At 31.4% G+C, this 16,059-nt stretch carries 13 protein-coding genes, 1 tRNA gene and 1 pseudogene; 8 read left to right on the forward strand and 7 right to left on the reverse strand.

The genetic code is table 11. From position 1 onward, the window contains the following. Positions 1-921 carry a branched-chain amino acid transaminase gene (locus tag DZ64_RS0103605; protein WP_024789466.1) on the reverse strand — a complete coding sequence of 307 codons (921 nt, stop codon included), beginning with the start codon at positions 919-921 and terminating at the stop codon, positions 1-3. Between the two features lie 64 nt (positions 922-985). Between DZ64_RS0103605 and DZ64_RS10585 the strand changes: the two are divergent. Further along, positions 986-2,448, forward strand: a pseudogene (locus DZ64_RS10585) (aldehyde dehydrogenase family protein). A gap of 92 nt (positions 2,449-2,540) precedes the next feature. Here the strand turns inward: DZ64_RS10585 and recO are convergent. Then, positions 2,541-3,158: a recombination protein RecO gene (gene recO / locus DZ64_RS0103615; protein ID WP_024789467.1), complete on the reverse strand. Its 618-nt coding sequence runs from the start codon at positions 3,156-3,158 to the stop codon at positions 2,541-2,543. An 87-nt stretch (positions 3,159-3,245) separates the two neighbouring features. Here recO and gltB point away from each other — a divergent pair, with 87 nt between their 5' ends. The 4 genes from gltB to DZ64_RS0103640 all read left to right on the forward strand — a co-directional run bounded on the left by gltB (position 3,246) and on the right by DZ64_RS0103640 (position 10,747). Continuing rightward, the gene (gene gltB, locus DZ64_RS0103620) at positions 3,246-7,619 is read left to right on the forward strand and encodes a glutamate synthase large subunit (RefSeq protein WP_024789468.1); all 4,374 of its coding nucleotides are present in this window, start codon (positions 3,246-3,248) and stop codon (positions 7,617-7,619) included. A 37-nt stretch (positions 7,620-7,656) separates the two neighbouring features. Beyond that, on the forward strand, positions 7,657-7,926 hold the full coding sequence (locus tag DZ64_RS0103625; protein WP_024789469.1) for a NifU family protein: 270 nt from the start codon (positions 7,657-7,659) through the stop codon (positions 7,924-7,926). Positions 7,927-8,297: 371 nt separating this feature from the next. Further along, the gene (locus DZ64_RS0103635) at positions 8,298-9,773 is read left to right on the forward strand and encodes a glycosyltransferase family 39 protein (protein WP_024789470.1); all 1,476 of its coding nucleotides are present in this window, start codon (positions 8,298-8,300) and stop codon (positions 9,771-9,773) included. Further along, positions 9,770-10,747 (forward strand): FAD-dependent monooxygenase, encoded by a 978-nt coding sequence (locus DZ64_RS0103640; RefSeq protein ID WP_024789471.1) that lies wholly within the window; start codon positions 9,770-9,772, stop codon positions 10,745-10,747. Before DZ64_RS0103635 ends, DZ64_RS0103640 begins: the two co-directional genes overlap by 4 nt. Before the next feature lie 26 nt (positions 10,748-10,773). On the opposite strand, the gene DZ64_RS10590 is transcribed toward DZ64_RS0103640, so the two are convergent. Then, positions 10,774-11,346: a tyrosine-protein phosphatase gene (locus DZ64_RS10590; protein WP_024789472.1), complete on the reverse strand. Its 573-nt coding sequence runs from the start codon at positions 11,344-11,346 to the stop codon at positions 10,774-10,776. Between the two features lie 32 nt (positions 11,347-11,378). Here DZ64_RS10590 and DZ64_RS0103650 point away from each other — a divergent pair, with 32 nt between their 5' ends. From DZ64_RS0103650 to DZ64_RS0103660, 3 genes are read left to right on the forward strand one after another with little or no spacing between them, the layout of a single operon-like run. Next, positions 11,379-12,314, forward strand: coding sequence for a glycosyltransferase family 2 protein (locus tag DZ64_RS0103650; RefSeq protein WP_024789473.1), 936 nt, complete (start codon positions 11,379-11,381; stop codon positions 12,312-12,314). Between the two features lie 6 nt (positions 12,315-12,320). Continuing rightward, positions 12,321-13,166, forward strand: a complete 846-nt coding sequence (locus tag DZ64_RS0103655; protein ID WP_024789474.1) for a lysylphosphatidylglycerol synthase transmembrane domain-containing protein — start codon at positions 12,321-12,323, stop codon at positions 13,164-13,166. Beyond that, positions 13,159-13,977 carry a PLP-dependent cysteine synthase family protein gene (locus DZ64_RS0103660; RefSeq protein ID WP_024789475.1) on the forward strand — a complete coding sequence of 273 codons (819 nt, stop codon included), beginning with the start codon at positions 13,159-13,161 and terminating at the stop codon, positions 13,975-13,977. The genes DZ64_RS0103655 and DZ64_RS0103660 overlap by 8 nt, the downstream gene beginning before the upstream one ends. Here the strand turns inward: DZ64_RS0103660 and DZ64_RS0103665 are convergent. From DZ64_RS0103665 to DZ64_RS0103680, 4 genes are all read right to left on the reverse strand, one after another. Next, positions 13,967-14,275, reverse strand: coding sequence for a phage holin family protein (locus DZ64_RS0103665; protein WP_024787279.1), 309 nt, complete (start codon positions 14,273-14,275; stop codon positions 13,967-13,969). The genes DZ64_RS0103660 and DZ64_RS0103665 overlap by 11 nt on opposite strands. Beyond that, complete coding sequence (locus DZ64_RS0103670) at positions 14,272-14,526, reverse strand: hypothetical protein (protein ID WP_024789476.1); 255 nt, start codon at positions 14,524-14,526, stop codon at positions 14,272-14,274. Before DZ64_RS0103670 ends, DZ64_RS0103665 begins: the two co-directional genes overlap by 4 nt. A 275-nt stretch (positions 14,527-14,801) precedes the next feature. Beyond that, positions 14,802-15,947: a murein transglycosylase domain-containing protein gene (locus DZ64_RS0103675; protein WP_024789477.1), complete on the reverse strand. Its 1,146-nt coding sequence runs from the start codon at positions 15,945-15,947 to the stop codon at positions 14,802-14,804. A gap of 32 nt (positions 15,948-15,979) precedes the next feature. Further along, positions 15,980-16,056, reverse strand: a tRNA-Thr gene (locus DZ64_RS0103680). Between the last annotated feature and the right edge of the window lie 3 nt (positions 16,057-16,059).

Here is a 16,059-nt window from a genome sequence, read left to right on the forward strand (position 1 = left end):
TTATCCTTCAATAAACGTCAAATAATGTTTGTAGCCTTTATCTCTTCCATAAACTACATCAAAATACGCTTCTTGTAATTCTTTTGTAATTTCCCCTCTTTTACCGCTGCCTATAATTCTTCCGTCAACTTCCCTAACAGGGGTAACTTCTGCGGCAGTTCCGGTAAAAAACGCCTCATCGGCGATATAAACTTCATCTCTTGTTATTCTTCTTCTCTGAATTGGAATATCTCTTTCACGAGCAAGTTCCAAAACAGTTGCCTGGGTAATACTTTCAAGGGAATTGTCATTTGGAGGGGTTATTAAGACACCATCTCTTACAATAAAAAAGCATTCCCCGCTTCCTTCAGCTACAAATCCTTCCTCGTCAAGCATTAACGCTTCTTCGTATCCGCATTCAACCGCTTCATATTTTGCCATTTGGGAATTTAGATAATTCGCAGCAGCTTTAGCTTTTCCAAACATTGATTTTACAGAGTTTCTAACCAAAGAAGAAATTTTAACTCTGATTCCGTTTTCCAACCCTTCTTCACCAAGATATGCCCCCCATTCCCATGCGGCAATTGCAACCCTTACAGGAGCTCCTATATGATATAGTCCCATTTTTCCATAACCAAGAAAAATCAAAGGTCTTATATAAACATTTTCTTTAAAATCGTTTTTTCTAAGCAGTTCTATCTGAGCATCTTCCAATTCTTCCTGGGTAAAAGGCACATCAATTTTTACTATTTTAGCTGAATTTAGCAGCCTTTTTGTATGATCTTGCAGTCTGAAAATAGCAAGTCCGTCTTCGGTCTGATAAGCCCTTGTCCCTTCAAAAACCCCGTTTCCATAATGAAGGGTATGAGTTAAAACATGTACTTTTGCTTCATTCCAAGGAACAAAATTTCCATCCATCCATATATATTGTGCTTCGTTCATTTTTAGCCTTTTTTAGCGATATTTTATCATAAATTTGCTATAATTAATACAAAAAGGAAAAACAATGGGCTTTTTGGAAAGATTTTCGGAAATATTTAACACAAAAAAACAAGATTTTATTGCAAAAAAATTTATAGGCTCAAATGAAGAAGACGGAGAAATCGGAGAAATTATCAACCCTTATCTCAAACAGGTAACTACAAAATATATTAAATGCACCCCTGAAGATGCAAAAAGAGCCCTTGAAACCGCCAAAAATGCTTTTGATAAAACAAAAAATTCCTCTTTGGCACAAAGAATCGCCTGGATTGAAGATGTTGCTAAAAAATTAGAAGAGCAAAAAGAAGAATTTGCTAAATATATAACACTTGAAGTTGCAAAACCGATTTCGCAGGCAAAGGTGGAAGTAACCAGGTGCATTGAAAATTTAAAAATAACTGCAGCTGCTGCTTATGATATTGTAGGCGAAACAATTCCCACAGATGCAACTTTTAGCGGTGCTAAAACAACCAGTTTTTACAAAAGAGTCCCGCTTGGGGTGGTAGTTGCGATAACACCATTTAATTTTCCTCTTAATCTTGTAGCCCACAAAATTGCCCCTGCCCTCATCTCCGGAAACAGTGTGGTATTAAAACCGACTCCGGAAGCACCTTATACAGCCTATGCATTTGCAAAACTTTTTATTGAAAGTAAATATGCAATTAAAGATGCCTTAAGTGTAGTTTACGGAGATGCCGAAGTTGGAAATACATTAGTAAAAGCCCTATTCCAAGAAAAATCAGCTTTACAGGAAGCGTTCCTGTCGGAAAAATAATTACACAAAATGCCGGAATCAAAAAAATAACACTTGAACTCGGCGGAAACGCAGCAACATTTGTAGAAAATTCGGCTGACATTGAATTGGCGGCAAAAAGATGTGCAATAGGGGCTTTTGCAAACTCAGGACAGGTATGTATTTCACTTCAGAGAATTTATGTAGATAGTAAAATTTATGAAGAGTTTGCAGCGAAACTTGGAGAAGAAGCAACTAAACTAAAAGTTGGAAACCCATTTGAAGAAGATACTTTTATGGGGCCATTAATTAATGAAGATGCTGCAATCAGGGCTGAGAGATGGATAAATTCTGCAGTTAAAGAAGGGGCGAGAATAATTTCCGGAGGAAAAAGAGAGGGGAACATTTTGACTCCTACCATTTTAGCGGATGTAACGGATGATATGAATATAATCTGCGAAGAAGTGTTTGCCCCAATTGTCAGTTTAGTAAAAGTCAAAAGTTATGAAGAAGCTTTAAATAAAATAAACAACTCACCTTATGGGCTTCAATATTCAATGTTTACCAACAGAATAGATTTGATGCAAAAAGCAATTGATGATTTTGAAGCAGGCGGTATAATAATTAATGATATTCCGACACTTAGATTTGACATCCAGCCTTACGGAGGGGTTAAACTCTCAGGCATTGGAAGGGAAGGACCTAAATTTGCAATTGAGGATATGACAGAAATTAAAACAGTAATAATTAGATAAATGTTAAATGCTAAATTATTATTTTAATTAAACATTAGGCATTATTCTTTCACCACTCACTACTCACCACTCACTACTCACTACTCACTTTTTTATATTCCAAGAGATAATATTTTCCAGAGTTTTTCTATTTCTTCGTCATTAAAAAGGATAGTTTTTTTTTCATTAAACAATATATCTATTTTTTCCGCGTCAAAACCGTCGGACATAATACATTTTTCGTGGGCCACTAAAAAACTTCTTGCAAGCGCAATTTTTTTACCGACTTTTTTTTCACACAAAAAACAGTTTTTGTCTTTATAAAGTCTCCCCTCTTTTTCAAGCAGTCCCACATAATGTTCGATTATTGCCCTTTTTGCATCTCTTTGATGTAAAGATTCAGCTAATCGAAACAATGAATCATAATAAAAATTATCAACCCTGCTTACATCTGTAAAATGAATATTTAAAAGTCTTACATATTCTTTAAAATAAAACAGTTTTTCCCTTTCGAATAAAAATTTAAAAGAAATCTGAGCCACATTTCTTAATCTTTTTATAGTGCTTTTATAATTTTCTTCTACAACAAAATCTATAAAATATCCTGTATTTATATAAGAATGTCTCGCACCGTAAAATCTGTACAGACTCAGCACTTCAGTATTTGTTATAATTTTTACAATTAAATCTTCGTCTCTTACCCTCACTGTGTTTAATATTAAGCCTCTCATAAAAAAATTATATCAAAAAGAGCGTTAAAAATATGCTATAATTAGAAATTATAAAATTAGGATAAATAACCTCTTAAAAGGAAATATATGTCAGGATTAGAATTTAAAGACAACTGTGGCTTCGGAGTAATAGCCAATATTAAAGGAAAAACTTCCCATAAATTAGTAAACGACGCACTAATTTCACTTGAAAGAATGATGCACAGAGGCGCTATTGCAGCTGATGGAAAAAGCGGTGATGGAAGCGGACTTCTTTTTTCAATGCCTGAAAAATTTTTTAAAAAGATAGCAAAAGAAAACGGTATAGACTTACCTGAAAATTTTGGTATAGGCGTAATTTTTTTAAAAAATGAAAATCAAAAAACAACAGTGGAAGAAATATGCGAAAAAAATGATTTAAAGGTGGCTCTTTGGAGAGAAGTACCTATAAATATTGAAGTTTTGGGGGAATTTGCCTTAAAAACCCTTCCTAAGATTTATCATGCATTTATAATTCCAAATTCCATTATAGCAATAAAAAGATTTGAAGAACTTTTATATCTAACAAGAAAAGAGATAGAAAATTTTATAGAGGACAAAGAATTTTACATCCCTTCTTTTTCAAGCAAAAAAGTGGTTTATAAAGGTCTTTTAATGCCAAATTATATAAAAGAATTTTATCCTGATTTGGCAGATAAGGATTTTGAAATTTATTTTGCTTTGTTTCATCAAAGATTTTCTACAAACACCCTGCCGGAATGGAGACTGGCACAGCCTTTCAGATTTATAGCCCATAACGGTGAAATAAATTCAATACAGGCCAACAGAATAAATACGCTGATTAAAAGCGAATCAGTAAAATCGAATGTATTCAGCAAAGAAGAATTACAAAAGCTCCTTCCGGTAATAAGATTCGATGAAAGTGATTCAAGTTCACTTGACAGGATGATGGAATTTTTAATAATGAACGGAATGGATTTTTTTAAAACAATTAGAGCGCTAATTCCAATGCCTTGGCAAAACGCCCCTTATCTTGACAGTGAACTAAAAGCGTTTTATGAATATTTTTCAACTCGTTTTGAAGCGTGGGACGGACCAGCTGCTGTAAGTGTAACTGATGGAAGATATATTGCCGTAGTACTTGATAGAAACGGACTCAGACCGGCAAAATATGTAATCACAAAAGACGGCAGAATTTTAATAGCAAGTGAATACGGGGTACTTGATTTGAACGATACAGAAATAATAGAAAGAGGAAGACTTCAATCCGGCCAGATGATAGGTATAGATACAAAATTCGGCGTAGTGCTTAAAAATAAAGATATAGACGAATATCTTAAATCAAGCAATCCTTATACAAAATGGCTTAATGAAAATATGATGTATCTTCAGGAATATATTGAAAATCCATACAGTATAGACGAAAATATCAATTTAAACGATTTGGTTTATAAACAAAGATACGCCGGAATAACCAAAGAAATTATAAATTTGGTAATAAAACCTATGATGAATGATGCAAAAGAGCCTACCGGAAGCATGGGAGACGACTCTCCTCTTGCATGTTTTAGCAATTATCCTTTCAGAAGTTTTAACGACTTTTTCAGACAAAAATTTGCGCAGGTAACCAACCCTCCCATTGATTCATTAAGAGAAAAAATTGTAATGAGTTTAAACACAGGTTTTGGAGAAGTTCATAATATTTTGAATGAAGCACCGGAACATGCAAAAAGGGTAAAAACAACTTCCCCTATTCTCACCCAGACAAAGCTTGAAGTATTAAAAAGCTTCGGTGACGAAAATTCGCCTAAATTTGAAAGTGATTATAAAAACGCCTTTTATTCAACACTGTTTAAAAATAATTTAAAAGGGACTCTTGAAAAATTAACCGATAAAATAGTAAAAGACGTAAAAAACGGTGTTAGAATCATTTTTCTTGATGACAGAAATATAGATAAAGACCACAAAGCCATACCGATGGCCATGGTAATCGGCAGACTCCATAAAAAACTTCTGGATAACAAATTAAGACATCTTACAAGCATAGTGGCTATTACAAATGAAATCACAAACCCTCATGATGCGGCTGTACTGATAGCATATGGGGCAAGCGCCATTTATCCGTATTTACTGTTTAAAACAGTTACCCAAATAGCAAAGGAAGAAAACATAGACAGGGAAGACGCTTTATTTAACGTTCATTCGGCACTTAATAAAGGTATTTTAAAAATAATGTCAAAAATGGGAATTTCCACAATTGCAAGTTATAGAAATTCAGCCCTAATGGATATAATCGGCTTAAGCGAAGAAATTACAAAAGAGTGTTTTATAGGAAGCAAAACCCTGCTTCCGGGATTAACTTTTAAAGATATAGAAGAGAAAATTAATATCCGTCACAAAAAAGCATTTGAAGAAGACAAACTCGATGCCGGAGGGGTTATAAAATACAGACGAAACGGAGAATACCATGAAATAACTCCGGAGCTGACCAAAACATTCAAAAGAATGTTAAGCGGAGAAAAAAAAGATTATGAAGAATTTAAAAAATTAGTTGAAAACAGACGGCCGACATATATAAGAGATTTCCTTGACATAAATTCAGATAAAAAGCCGGTTTCAATTAATGAAGTGGAAAGTGCCCAGAATATTGTTAAAAGGTTTATAGGCGCAGCTATGAGTATAGGAGCATTAAGCCCCGAAGCCCATGAAATAATTGCCCAGGCTATGAATGAACTCGGAGCCAAAAGCAATTCCGGTGAAGGAGGGGAAGATAAAAAAAGAAATAAAACAATAAAACAAAGTAAAATTCGCCAGGTTGCATCAGGAAGATTCGGTGTAACGCCTGAATATCTGGTCAATGCCGAAGAAATTCAGATAAAAGTGGCTCAGGGTGCAAAACCGGGTGAAGGAGGACAGCTGCCGGGCTTTAAAGTTTCTACATATATTGCCAAACTAAGACACACCACACCTGGTAAAACATTAATTTCACCTCCTCCGCATCATGATATTTACTCTATTGAAGATTTGGCTCAGCTTATATTTGATTTAAAACAAATTAACCCAACAGCCACAATCAGCGTAAAATTAGTTTCAACCGCCGGAGTGGGGACTATTGCCGCCGGGGTAGCCAAAGCATATGCCGATAAAATCGTAATAAGCGGAAGTGAAGGCGGAACAGGTGCCGCCCCTATAACATCTATAAGACATGCCGGCAATCCATGGGAAATCGGCTTGATAGAAGCCCATAATTCATTAAAAGAAAACCAATTAAGGGAATTTGTTTCTCTGGAGACAGACGGAGGATTAAAAATTGGAAAAGATGTAATATTCGCTGCCCTTTTAGGAGCGGAATATTATGCGTTTGGTACAAGTTTGTTAATGGCAGTTGATTGCATATTTTGCAGAAGCTGTCAGACAAATAAATGTCCGGTAGGTATTACTACTCAAAATCCCGATTACAGGGCTAAATTTAAAGGCAATGTTGATAAAGTAAAAAAATATTTACTTAATCTTGCCGAAGATGTTAGAGAACATTTAGCAAAAATGGGATACAAAAGTTTGGATGAAATAATAGGCAGAAACGACTTAATAAAAATAAAAGACATTCCAGAAGCTAAAAAATTTGATTTTTCAGCACTCTTTAGAAAAGTAGAAGGTTTAAACACAAAACAAAAAGAAAACGTTCCGTTTGATAAAAACGAGTTTGAAAAAGAATTACTAAATAAAGTAATAGAAACAATTAAAAATCCAAACCATAAATCTGTGGTAAAAGCAAAAATCATTAATTTAAACAGAAGTTTCGGGGCAATAATAAGCGGTGTAATAGCAAAATATTATGGTGACAACGGTTTAAATGACGATTCTATTATTTTTGAATTAAAAGGTGTAGCAGGGCAAAGTTTTGGGGTATTTTTAAGTAAGGGCGTAACATTGAAACTAAAAGGAGTTGCAAACGATTATGTAGGTAAAGGCATGGCCGGAGGAAAAATTATAATTACCCCTAAAAAAGAAGGGGCGGCGGCAGGTAATACATGCCTTTATGGGGCAACCGCCGGAAAACTTTTTATTGCGGGTATTGTAGGTGAACGATTTGCAGTCAGAAATTCCGGAGCCGTTGCAATAGTAGAAGGAACGGGAGATCATCCTTGTGAATATATGACAGGCGGAGAAGTAATTATCCTTGGAGAAACTGGTATCAATTTCGGTGCAGGTATGACAGGCGGGGTTGCATTTGTATATGATAAAAAACACAATTTTGTAGATAAAATCAATCCTGAACTTATAGAAATCAGAAGAATAGATATAGATGAAAATGAAAAACCAAAAATTTATCTTAAAAAAAGGCTTATAGAATATTATAATGCCACAGGAAGTGAAAAAGCTAAATTTATTTTAGATAACTTCAGAAGCGAAGTAAGACATTTTTGGCTTGTAACACCAAAAGATAACCGCCCTCCTCTAGATCCAAACGATATGGATTAATTTTTTCTTTTTCTTTAATAAATAAAAAAGGATTCTAATGAAAAATTTTGATGAAATGAACTTAAAAGAAAAAATGGAAGCAATTGAAGAGGTAATAAAAAAAGATATTTTGCCAATGCTTGCATTTGACGGTGGAATGGCGGAAATTCTTGATGTCAGGGAAAGCAACGTGGAAACACATGTATATATTAGATACGGAGGTGCCTGTGCCGCTTGCAGCAGCGCCGGAGGTGCGACACTTTTTGCCATTGAAGAAACACTTAGAAAAAGATTAAATACAGATAAAATCAGGGTATTTCCTATTTAATAGTGAAAGTGGTGAATAGTGAAAATAGTGAGTAGTAAAAAATTATTTTTTCTTCTTTTTACAATTGCATTTTTAATACCGATATTTATTACTCTTTTTTTATCCTTATTCAAACGGTTTTTTAAAAGCTTTGTTTTTAACTGTTTATCCAAAAATGAATTTAATATATTATGGATTTTTAATTTTGTTTTTGTTTTTAAGTTTTGTTAAAAAATATTCTTCTTTTGCTGTAATTGCCTTATTTCAAAGCAAAAGAAATAGCAAAAAAAGAAAGAGTATAAACTTTTATATAAAAATTCTGTTTTTGTAGTAATTAAAAAAACAACTTACAACCACACAAATCCGTTTAATTACAAAAAGCAAAGAAATCAATGAACACAAAACAGTTTAAATTCTGGCTATTTTTAGCAATACTGATTAATTTTTTCCTAACACTTTCCCTTACTCCCCTTTTTAACCTTGATGAAGGTGCTTTTAGCGAAGCTACAAGGGAGATGCTTCATAATCACAATTACATAACAACCTTTTTAAATGGGGAATATAGGTTTGACAAGCCTATTTTAATTTACTGGCTGCAACTTCTCAGCATTAAAATTTTTGGAATAAATGAGTTTGCTTTTAGACTTCCAAGTGCTATTGCCGCCACTTTTTGGACTCTTGGAATTTATTTTTTTACTAAAAAAATGTATAATGAAAAAACAGCGCTGATCAGCAGTTTTTTAATGGTTACAACCTTACAGATTGGCCTAATTGCAAAAGCGGCTATTGCAGACAGTTTACTTAATATGTTTATAGCTTTTTGTATGTTTAGTATTTATCTTTATTTAAAAGAAAAAAAAGAAAAATATCTGCTTTTTGCTTTTGCCTTTATAGGATTTGGCACTTTAACTAAAGGTCCGGTTGCTATAATGATTCCTTTAGTTGTTACATTTATTTATATGGCTTTAAAAAAAGAAATTAAAGAATTTTTTAAAATGGTTTTTAATATAAAAGGCATAATTATTTTTTTAATTATTGCACTGCCTTGGTATATCGCAGAGTATATGCAAACAGGGGATAAGTTTATTGAAGGTTTTATTTTAAAACACAATCTTCATAGATTCACATCGCCTATGGAACACCACAGGGGAAACTATTTTTATTATATTCCTGTTGTTTTAATCGGTTTGATTCCCTGGAGCAGTCTTTTTATTGCTTATTTAATAAAACTTAAAAATTTAATAAAAAATGATTTTGTATTTTTCGGAAGTATCTGGTTTTTCTTTGTATTTTTGTTTTTTTCACTTTCAGGGACAAAACTTCCACATTATGTAATTTACGGATATACACCTCTTTTTATTTTTATGGCTTTAATGGTTGAAAAAATTAGAGAAATATATTTGTCGTTTCCTTTAATTTTATTTATTCTGCTTTTATTGGCTCTCCCTTTTGTACTGGAAAACGTTAAAAACACTGAAGTATATTTAGCATACATTGCAATAAGGCCATATTTTAACTGGTTTTATTTTTTAAGTTTTATAATTTTACTTATTTTATCATTTATTAAAATGAAAGAGTTTAAAATTGTTTTTTTAGGCTTTGCAAGCATATTTATATTAAATTATATAGGATGGATTTATGCTCACGCAAGGGCCATTCCTGTAAAAGAGGCTGCTGTTTGGGCTAAAAAACATAATATTAAAAAAGTTTATTTAAAAACAAATTTACCATCATTCAGTGTCTATTTTAATAAAATAACACCAAAAGAGCCAAAAAAAGGAGAAATTGCCCTTCTTAAAATAACTAAAACAAAAGGTTATAAAATAATTTATAAAAAAGGACTTATTGCATTGGGAGTTAAAAAGTGAAAATATTAGTAATTGGAGGAGGTCCCGCCGGAGCGACAGCCGCAAAACTTTTGGCAAAAAAATATGATGTTACATTAATTCAGGACAGGAATTGGGATAAACCCTGCGGAGGAGGAACTAAAATAAAACTGTTCGATGAAACGGATATCCCAAAAAATTTAATAAAACATAAATTAAGCCATATTTATATGAATTATAAAAACAATAAAATAAAAATAGACCTTAAAGGTGAAAATTTAGCAATTGTTAAAAGAGAAGAGTTTGACAGGGCTTTAAGAGAACTTGCCCTAAAAGAAGGTGCTAAATTATATTATGGAAAATTTAAAGGATTTAAAGAAAAAAAAGCTATAATTGAAATAAATAAAGAAAAAATTATTTTTGATTATGATGTTTTAATAGCGGCCGACGGGGTAAACTCGTCTGTAAGAAAAGCTTTAAATTTAGAACCTATTCCAAAAACAATAACACATTACGCAAAAATTGATAAAGAAATTGAAACCTGTGAATTTTATTTTGATGAAGCCTTAGGCGGCAAATATTATGCATGGGAATTTCCCCATATAAATAAAACTCATATTGGAAGTGTGGATAAAACTAGCTTTAGTAATTTTTGTAAATTTTTAAATATCAATGTAAAACCAAAAGGCTATTTTATTCCTATATGGCAGGAAAACATAACCATTCAAAAAAATAATATTTATTTTGTGGGAGATGCCGCTTCTCAGGTAATGCCTATGAGTTTTGAAGGAATTTATTATGCCATTCATTCAGCCAAAATCTTAGCAGATTCAATTATAAATCAAAAAGATTATAAAAAAGAGTGGAATAAAAGATTTTTAAAAGAATTTAAATTTATGAAGTTTATAGAAAAAATACATCAGACAAAACTTAAAGGATTAATGATAAAACTACATAAATTTGAATATATGAGAACTTTCAGTGTTAATTTGTGGCTGCACAATTATGAATGTTGAATGTTGAATTATGAATTTAAAATTTATCATTTATCATTCAACATTTTCCATAATTTACTTTGCTCATTTGCGCTCATTTTCCATTTCTTATAGCTTTCATCCATAGCTTTTGTAGGAGACCCTAAGTATGGAAAATGCCCGTATTTAATACTTAACATTGAATTATTTTTTTCACCTATTAAATATAAATAGGCTGCACTTACAAGTCCCGTTCTGTCAGCCCCTGCCCTACAGTGAATTAGTACAGGTTTTTTAGCATCTTTTATAATTTTTAAAACCTCATTTATTTTTTTAGGTGATTGAAACTCTTTATCACTCATTTGAAAATCAATATGGGTTATATTATGGTCTTTGCAAAACTTTATTTCATATTTATACCAGTCTTTATCTGGATGAGCGCCTCTTAAATTAATTATTGTTTTAAAACGATATTTTTTATAATATTTGGGAAAATCATATTCATACAGCTGGGCACTCCTGTAAATTCCGTCAGCTACCTTATGAAAATTGCCAACCTGCCTGATAACTCCAAGCCACATAACAACTAAAACAAGTATACTCCAAAAAATTAAAAACAGAAATTTAACTAAATTTTTCATAGTTGGTATAATATCATAAAAAAAGGAATTTAATGAAAATTTCCGTGGTAGTGCCTTTAATGAATGAAGAAGAAAATATAAAATATTTAATTGAAGAAGTGGATAAAGCCCTAAAAGAATTTGATTACGAATTAATTTTAGTGGATGACGGAAGCACAGACAATACTGTAGAAGAAATTAAAAAAAGAATGAATGATAAAACAAAACTTGTTATTCTAAATAGAAACTACGGCCAAACCTCAGCAATGGCTGCCGGAATAAAAGTGGCAGGAGGAGATATAATCGTTACAATTGACGGAGATTTACAAAACGACCCGAATGATATTCCTATGATGATTGAAAAACTAAACGAAGGTTATGATGTAGTTGCCGGTATAAGGGCAAAAAGACAGGATGAGCCTGTTAGAAAATTTTTAAGCAAAATAGCAAATAAAATTATTAGAAAAATAACAGGCGTTTATATAACTGATTACGGCTGCACATTAAAAGTCTTTAAAAAAGATGTTGCAAAAAATCTCCAGTTATACGGAGAGCTTCACAGATTTATTCCCATTTTAGCTAAAATGTACGGGGCAAAAATTACAGAAGTACCTGTTAGACATCATGAAAGAAAATTTGGAAAAAGCAAATACGGATTTAACAGAATTTTTAAAGTAATAAGCGATTTGATGTATTTAGTGTTTATGCAGAGATTTGGACAAAAGCCTATGCATTTTTTTGGGACAATCGGTTTTATAATGTTTAGTGTGGGGGCCTTGATTGACCTGTATCTGTTTATTTTGAAACTATTTGGAGAAAGCATAGGCAACAGGCCTCTTTTAACGGTAGGAACCGTATCTATTATTGCCGGTATTCAATTAATTACCACAGGATTTTTAGCAGAAATTATGATAAGAACTTATTACGAATCACAAAACAAAAAACCTTATGTTATAAAAGAAATAATAAATAGTAAAAACAGTGAGTAGTGAGTAGTGAGTAAAGAATTAAAGAAAAAAATTAAATTACTAATAAAAATAATTTTTATCATTTCAGCTTTTATAATTATTGTAAATAAAATTGATATCAATAAATTAAAAGAGATAAAGCTAATTCACCCAACTTTACTGATTTTGGCATTTATCACTTTTAACCTTTCTCAAATTATTTCTGCTATGAGGGTTCACACATATTTAAAAAACATAAACGTAACACCAACATTTAAAACACAGCTTATTTTATATTATCTCGGAATGTTTTATAACATACTTTTGCCGGGCGGAATAGGAGGGGACGCATATAAGGCTTATAAATTTCAAAAAAATTTTGAGGTAGGATATAAAAAAATAATAAAAGCCCTTTTAATTGACAGAATATCAGGTCTTTTTGCAATTTTTTTTATTATTTCCGTTTTAATTTTTTTCAGCAGATTTGATATGTTTTTAATATATGCAATTATTTTACTTATTACAACGCCATTTATTTTATATTTTATTCATAAACTGCTTTTTATTGAATTTAAAAAAAGCTTTTTAAAAACATTTGTTTTTTCACTTATTATTCAATCCCTTCAGTTAATAAGCTTTATTTTTATAATGCTAAGTTTTAACATAAAACTTCATTTAATTGATTACGGGATTTTGTTTTTAATTTCTTCAGTTGTAAGCGTAATTCCTATTTCAATCGGTGGAGTTGGTTTAAGGGAACTTACTTTTCTTTATTCTTCAGATTATTTTCCAATAAATGCAGAAGTGGGAATTTTAGCAGCCTTTTTATTTTTTGTAATAACTTTGATTTCTTCAAGTATAGGAATTCTATTTTTAAGGAGCAAACATGTTTAACACACCTATTTTTCAGCTAAACAATATTTCAATCAAACTTGAATACAAAAACCCGGCAGGCAGCATAAAAGACAGACCCGCTCTTTTTATGTTAAAAGACGCTTTTTCAAAAGGATTCAGGGAAATTGTGGAAGTTACAAGCGGAAATACCGGAATTGCCCTTAGTTTTTATGCCAAAAAATTTGGTATTAAGCCTACTATTTTTATGCCGAAAAGTTTTTCTATTGAGAGACAAAAACTCCTTAAAATGTATGGAGCTAATTTAATTTTAACGGACGGCACGATTGCTGATGCTATAAATGAAGCAAAAGAATACATAAAAAAACATAATGCTTATTATACAGACCAGTTTAATAACCCCTTAAATGCCCTTTCACATGAATACTCAACAGCACTTGAGATTTTAAATCAGATTGAAAAAATAGATTATTTTGTTTCAGGTGTCGGAAGCGGAGGAACAATTACAGGAATAGCAAAAGTTTTAAAACCATTAGGAGTTAAAATAATAGCTGTTGAGCCAAAAGAAGCACCTGTAATTTACAATAAACTTAAAAATGAAAATTTACCAATAAATAAACATAACATTCAGGGAATAGCAGCGGGGTTTATACCAAAAATAATTGATTTAAACTTACTTGATGATGTGATTTTGATTAAAAGTGATGAGGCGGTTGAATATATGAAAAAACTGCCGAATTTAGGAATTACAGGGGGAATTTCAACGGCCGCAAATATTCTGGCGGCAAAAAAGTTAAACGGAAATATTGTTACAATATCACCTGACGGAATAGAAAAATACCTCAGCCTTTAAGGCGTTTTTTTATTGTAAAAATAAGACATAAAAAAACAAAAAAATAAAATCCCCCTATAATTAAAAAAGCATAATAACTTTTCATAAAAAGTTTTAAAAATTCATATACACCGAAACTTATAAAAATTAAAGACAGAATAAAAAATATTAATCCGATAATTCCAATAAACACAGCATTTAAGTATTGTGCTGTATCTTTTTTTATTTCTTCTTTAAAAGAAAATAACAAATTACTTCTAATTAATAATAAAACAACTTCCAATATAGAAACAATTATATTGCTTCTTTTATCATTCATTTACTAAGTCTGCCAAGCAAAAATCCTATAATACCGGATACCGCTATTGAAAAAACAGGATGTTCTTTTGCCTCAGACTTTGTTTGCTCTAATATTTCTTCAAGTTTGGCTTTTATTTCTTTTATTTTTTCATTGTCGAGTTTTGAATTTACACTGTTTTTAAGTTCATCTAAAATGTTTGTAACTTTTTTTTCATCTACATTTTTAATTGCATCCTCAAGTTTTACCAAGGTATTGTTTATTTTTTCCATTTTTTCCCCTTTTTTTTATTTTAAATATTTTTTTTGACACTGACTAAATAACGGAAAAGTAAAAATATGACAGCGTAGCGGAATTTAGCGAAAATTTTGCGTTTAAAAAATTGCACCTAACCCGTAAGGGCTGCGAAGCTGTTTGCAATTTTTAGCAAAATTTGAGCTGTTCGTTAGCAAAATGAAGCTCTCAGCCTGTCTCTTTGTAGTTATTTTTGTATATTTCTACCATTTAGTCAATGCCCATTTTTTTAAATTACTTTTCTCAATTAAAATTATAATGCAATAAATTTATTTCTATTGTTTAAAACTTTAGGAAGATAATTTCTTCCCTCACTTGTTGGAAGCCTGTGAATAAGTCTATAATAAACTTCTTTTGGACTTAAAGAATTAGCAATTGCAATAGCTCTATCTCTTCTTATGCTAAAAACTCTTAATACATTTCCTATTCCGCTATTATATGAAGCTATCATCATATATTCGCGACTTAATGGATTTTTTATTCTTGGGAGATATTTATAATATAAAAGATTTAAATATGCACTTCCAATATTAATATTGTTTTTAGGGACAAATAAAAATTCCTTACTTGGTATATGTTTATACCCATAAGCTCTTTCATATCCTTCAATGCCGGCTGTGGTTGGAACTATCTGCATAAGTCCAAATGCTGGAACATAACTTACAGCATAAGGGTTAAAATCGCTTTCTGTTTTAATAACTCCAAATATTAAACTTTTAGAAATTGAATATTTTTTTGAATACATTTTAACATATGGAAGATATTTTTTAGCCCTGAGAGTTTCGCTGTTTTTGACTAACGGGAATGTTACATAATAAATTTTTTGATTTTTATATACATAACTTTTTAGATTATGTCTTATTAAATAACTGGAATACCTGTTTGCCCTCCATTTATATAAAACCAGTTTCCCTTCAAAATCATATATTTCACCCGCCAGAAAAGGTTTTCCTTTTAAAACAATTTTATCGCTGAATAAATCTACGCTTCTTGGGTCATCTGGCATAAGCATTGTATTAACAAGAGCTTTTTTTAAAACTTCTTTATAATTTTTATCAATTGTTTCAACTTTTACTAATCCTCTGTCAAAATCAATAATAGCTCTTGCCCTGTAATGATTTGAATACTTAACCAATTTTTTGATAGTCGGCTTCTCTGGATTTTGCCAAATAGATATAGCTTTTGTAAACTCTTTAACTTCTAAATTAAAATGATACAAAAAGCTTTTTACATCTTTTGCAAGTGCTTGAGGATGTGTAAGATAATAATCTCTTTTTCTAATTAAAAAATGCTTAATTTTTGATTTTGGATTTTTAGATACAGCAATGGAAGCTATGCTCTGATAATCACTAACACTGCAGCCGGTTAAAAATAAAATAGCCAAAAATATTTTTTTCATAGACATAATTATATTAAAAATTTAACAATATATGGAGCCGGCGACGGGATTCGAACCCCCGACCTGCTGATTACGAATCAGCTGCTCTGGCCAACTGAGCTACGCCGGCATT

The sequence above is a fragment of the Lebetimonas sp. JH292 genome (genome assembly GCF_000523275.1).
Classification (GTDB): domain Bacteria; phylum Campylobacterota; class Campylobacteria; order Campylobacterales; family Nautiliaceae; genus Lebetimonas.

Coding starts and splice junctions, on each gene's coding strand:
- DZ64_RS0103665 (WP_024787279.1), bottom strand. CDS start 14,275: ATGAATGATAAAAGAAGCAATATAATTGTTTCTATATTGGAAGTTGTT.
- DZ64_RS0103650 (WP_024789473.1), top strand. CDS start 11,379: ATGAAAATTTCCGTGGTAGTGCCTTTAATGAATGAAGAAGAAAATATA.
- DZ64_RS10590 (WP_024789472.1), bottom strand. CDS start 11,346: ATGAAAAATTTAGTTAAATTTCTGTTTTTAATTTTTTGGAGTATACTT.
- recO (WP_024789467.1), bottom strand. CDS start 3,158: ATGAGAGGCTTAATATTAAACACAGTGAGGGTAAGAGACGAAGATTTA.
- DZ64_RS0103635 (WP_024789470.1), top strand. CDS start 8,298: ATGAACACAAAACAGTTTAAATTCTGGCTATTTTTAGCAATACTGATT.
- DZ64_RS0103660 (WP_024789475.1), top strand. CDS start 13,159: ATGTTTAACACACCTATTTTTCAGCTAAACAATATTTCAATCAAACTT.
- DZ64_RS0103605 (WP_024789466.1), bottom strand. CDS start 921: ATGAACGAAGCACAATATATATGGATGGATGGAAATTTTGTTCCTTGG.
- DZ64_RS0103675 (WP_024789477.1), bottom strand. CDS start 15,947: ATGAAAAAAATATTTTTGGCTATTTTATTTTTAACCGGCTGCAGTGTT.
- gltB (WP_024789468.1), top strand. CDS start 3,246: ATGTCAGGATTAGAATTTAAAGACAACTGTGGCTTCGGAGTAATAGCC.
- DZ64_RS0103625 (WP_024789469.1), top strand. CDS start 7,657: ATGAAAAATTTTGATGAAATGAACTTAAAAGAAAAAATGGAAGCAATT.
- DZ64_RS0103670 (WP_024789476.1), bottom strand. CDS start 14,526: ATGGAAAAAATAAACAATACCTTGGTAAAACTTGAGGATGCAATTAAA.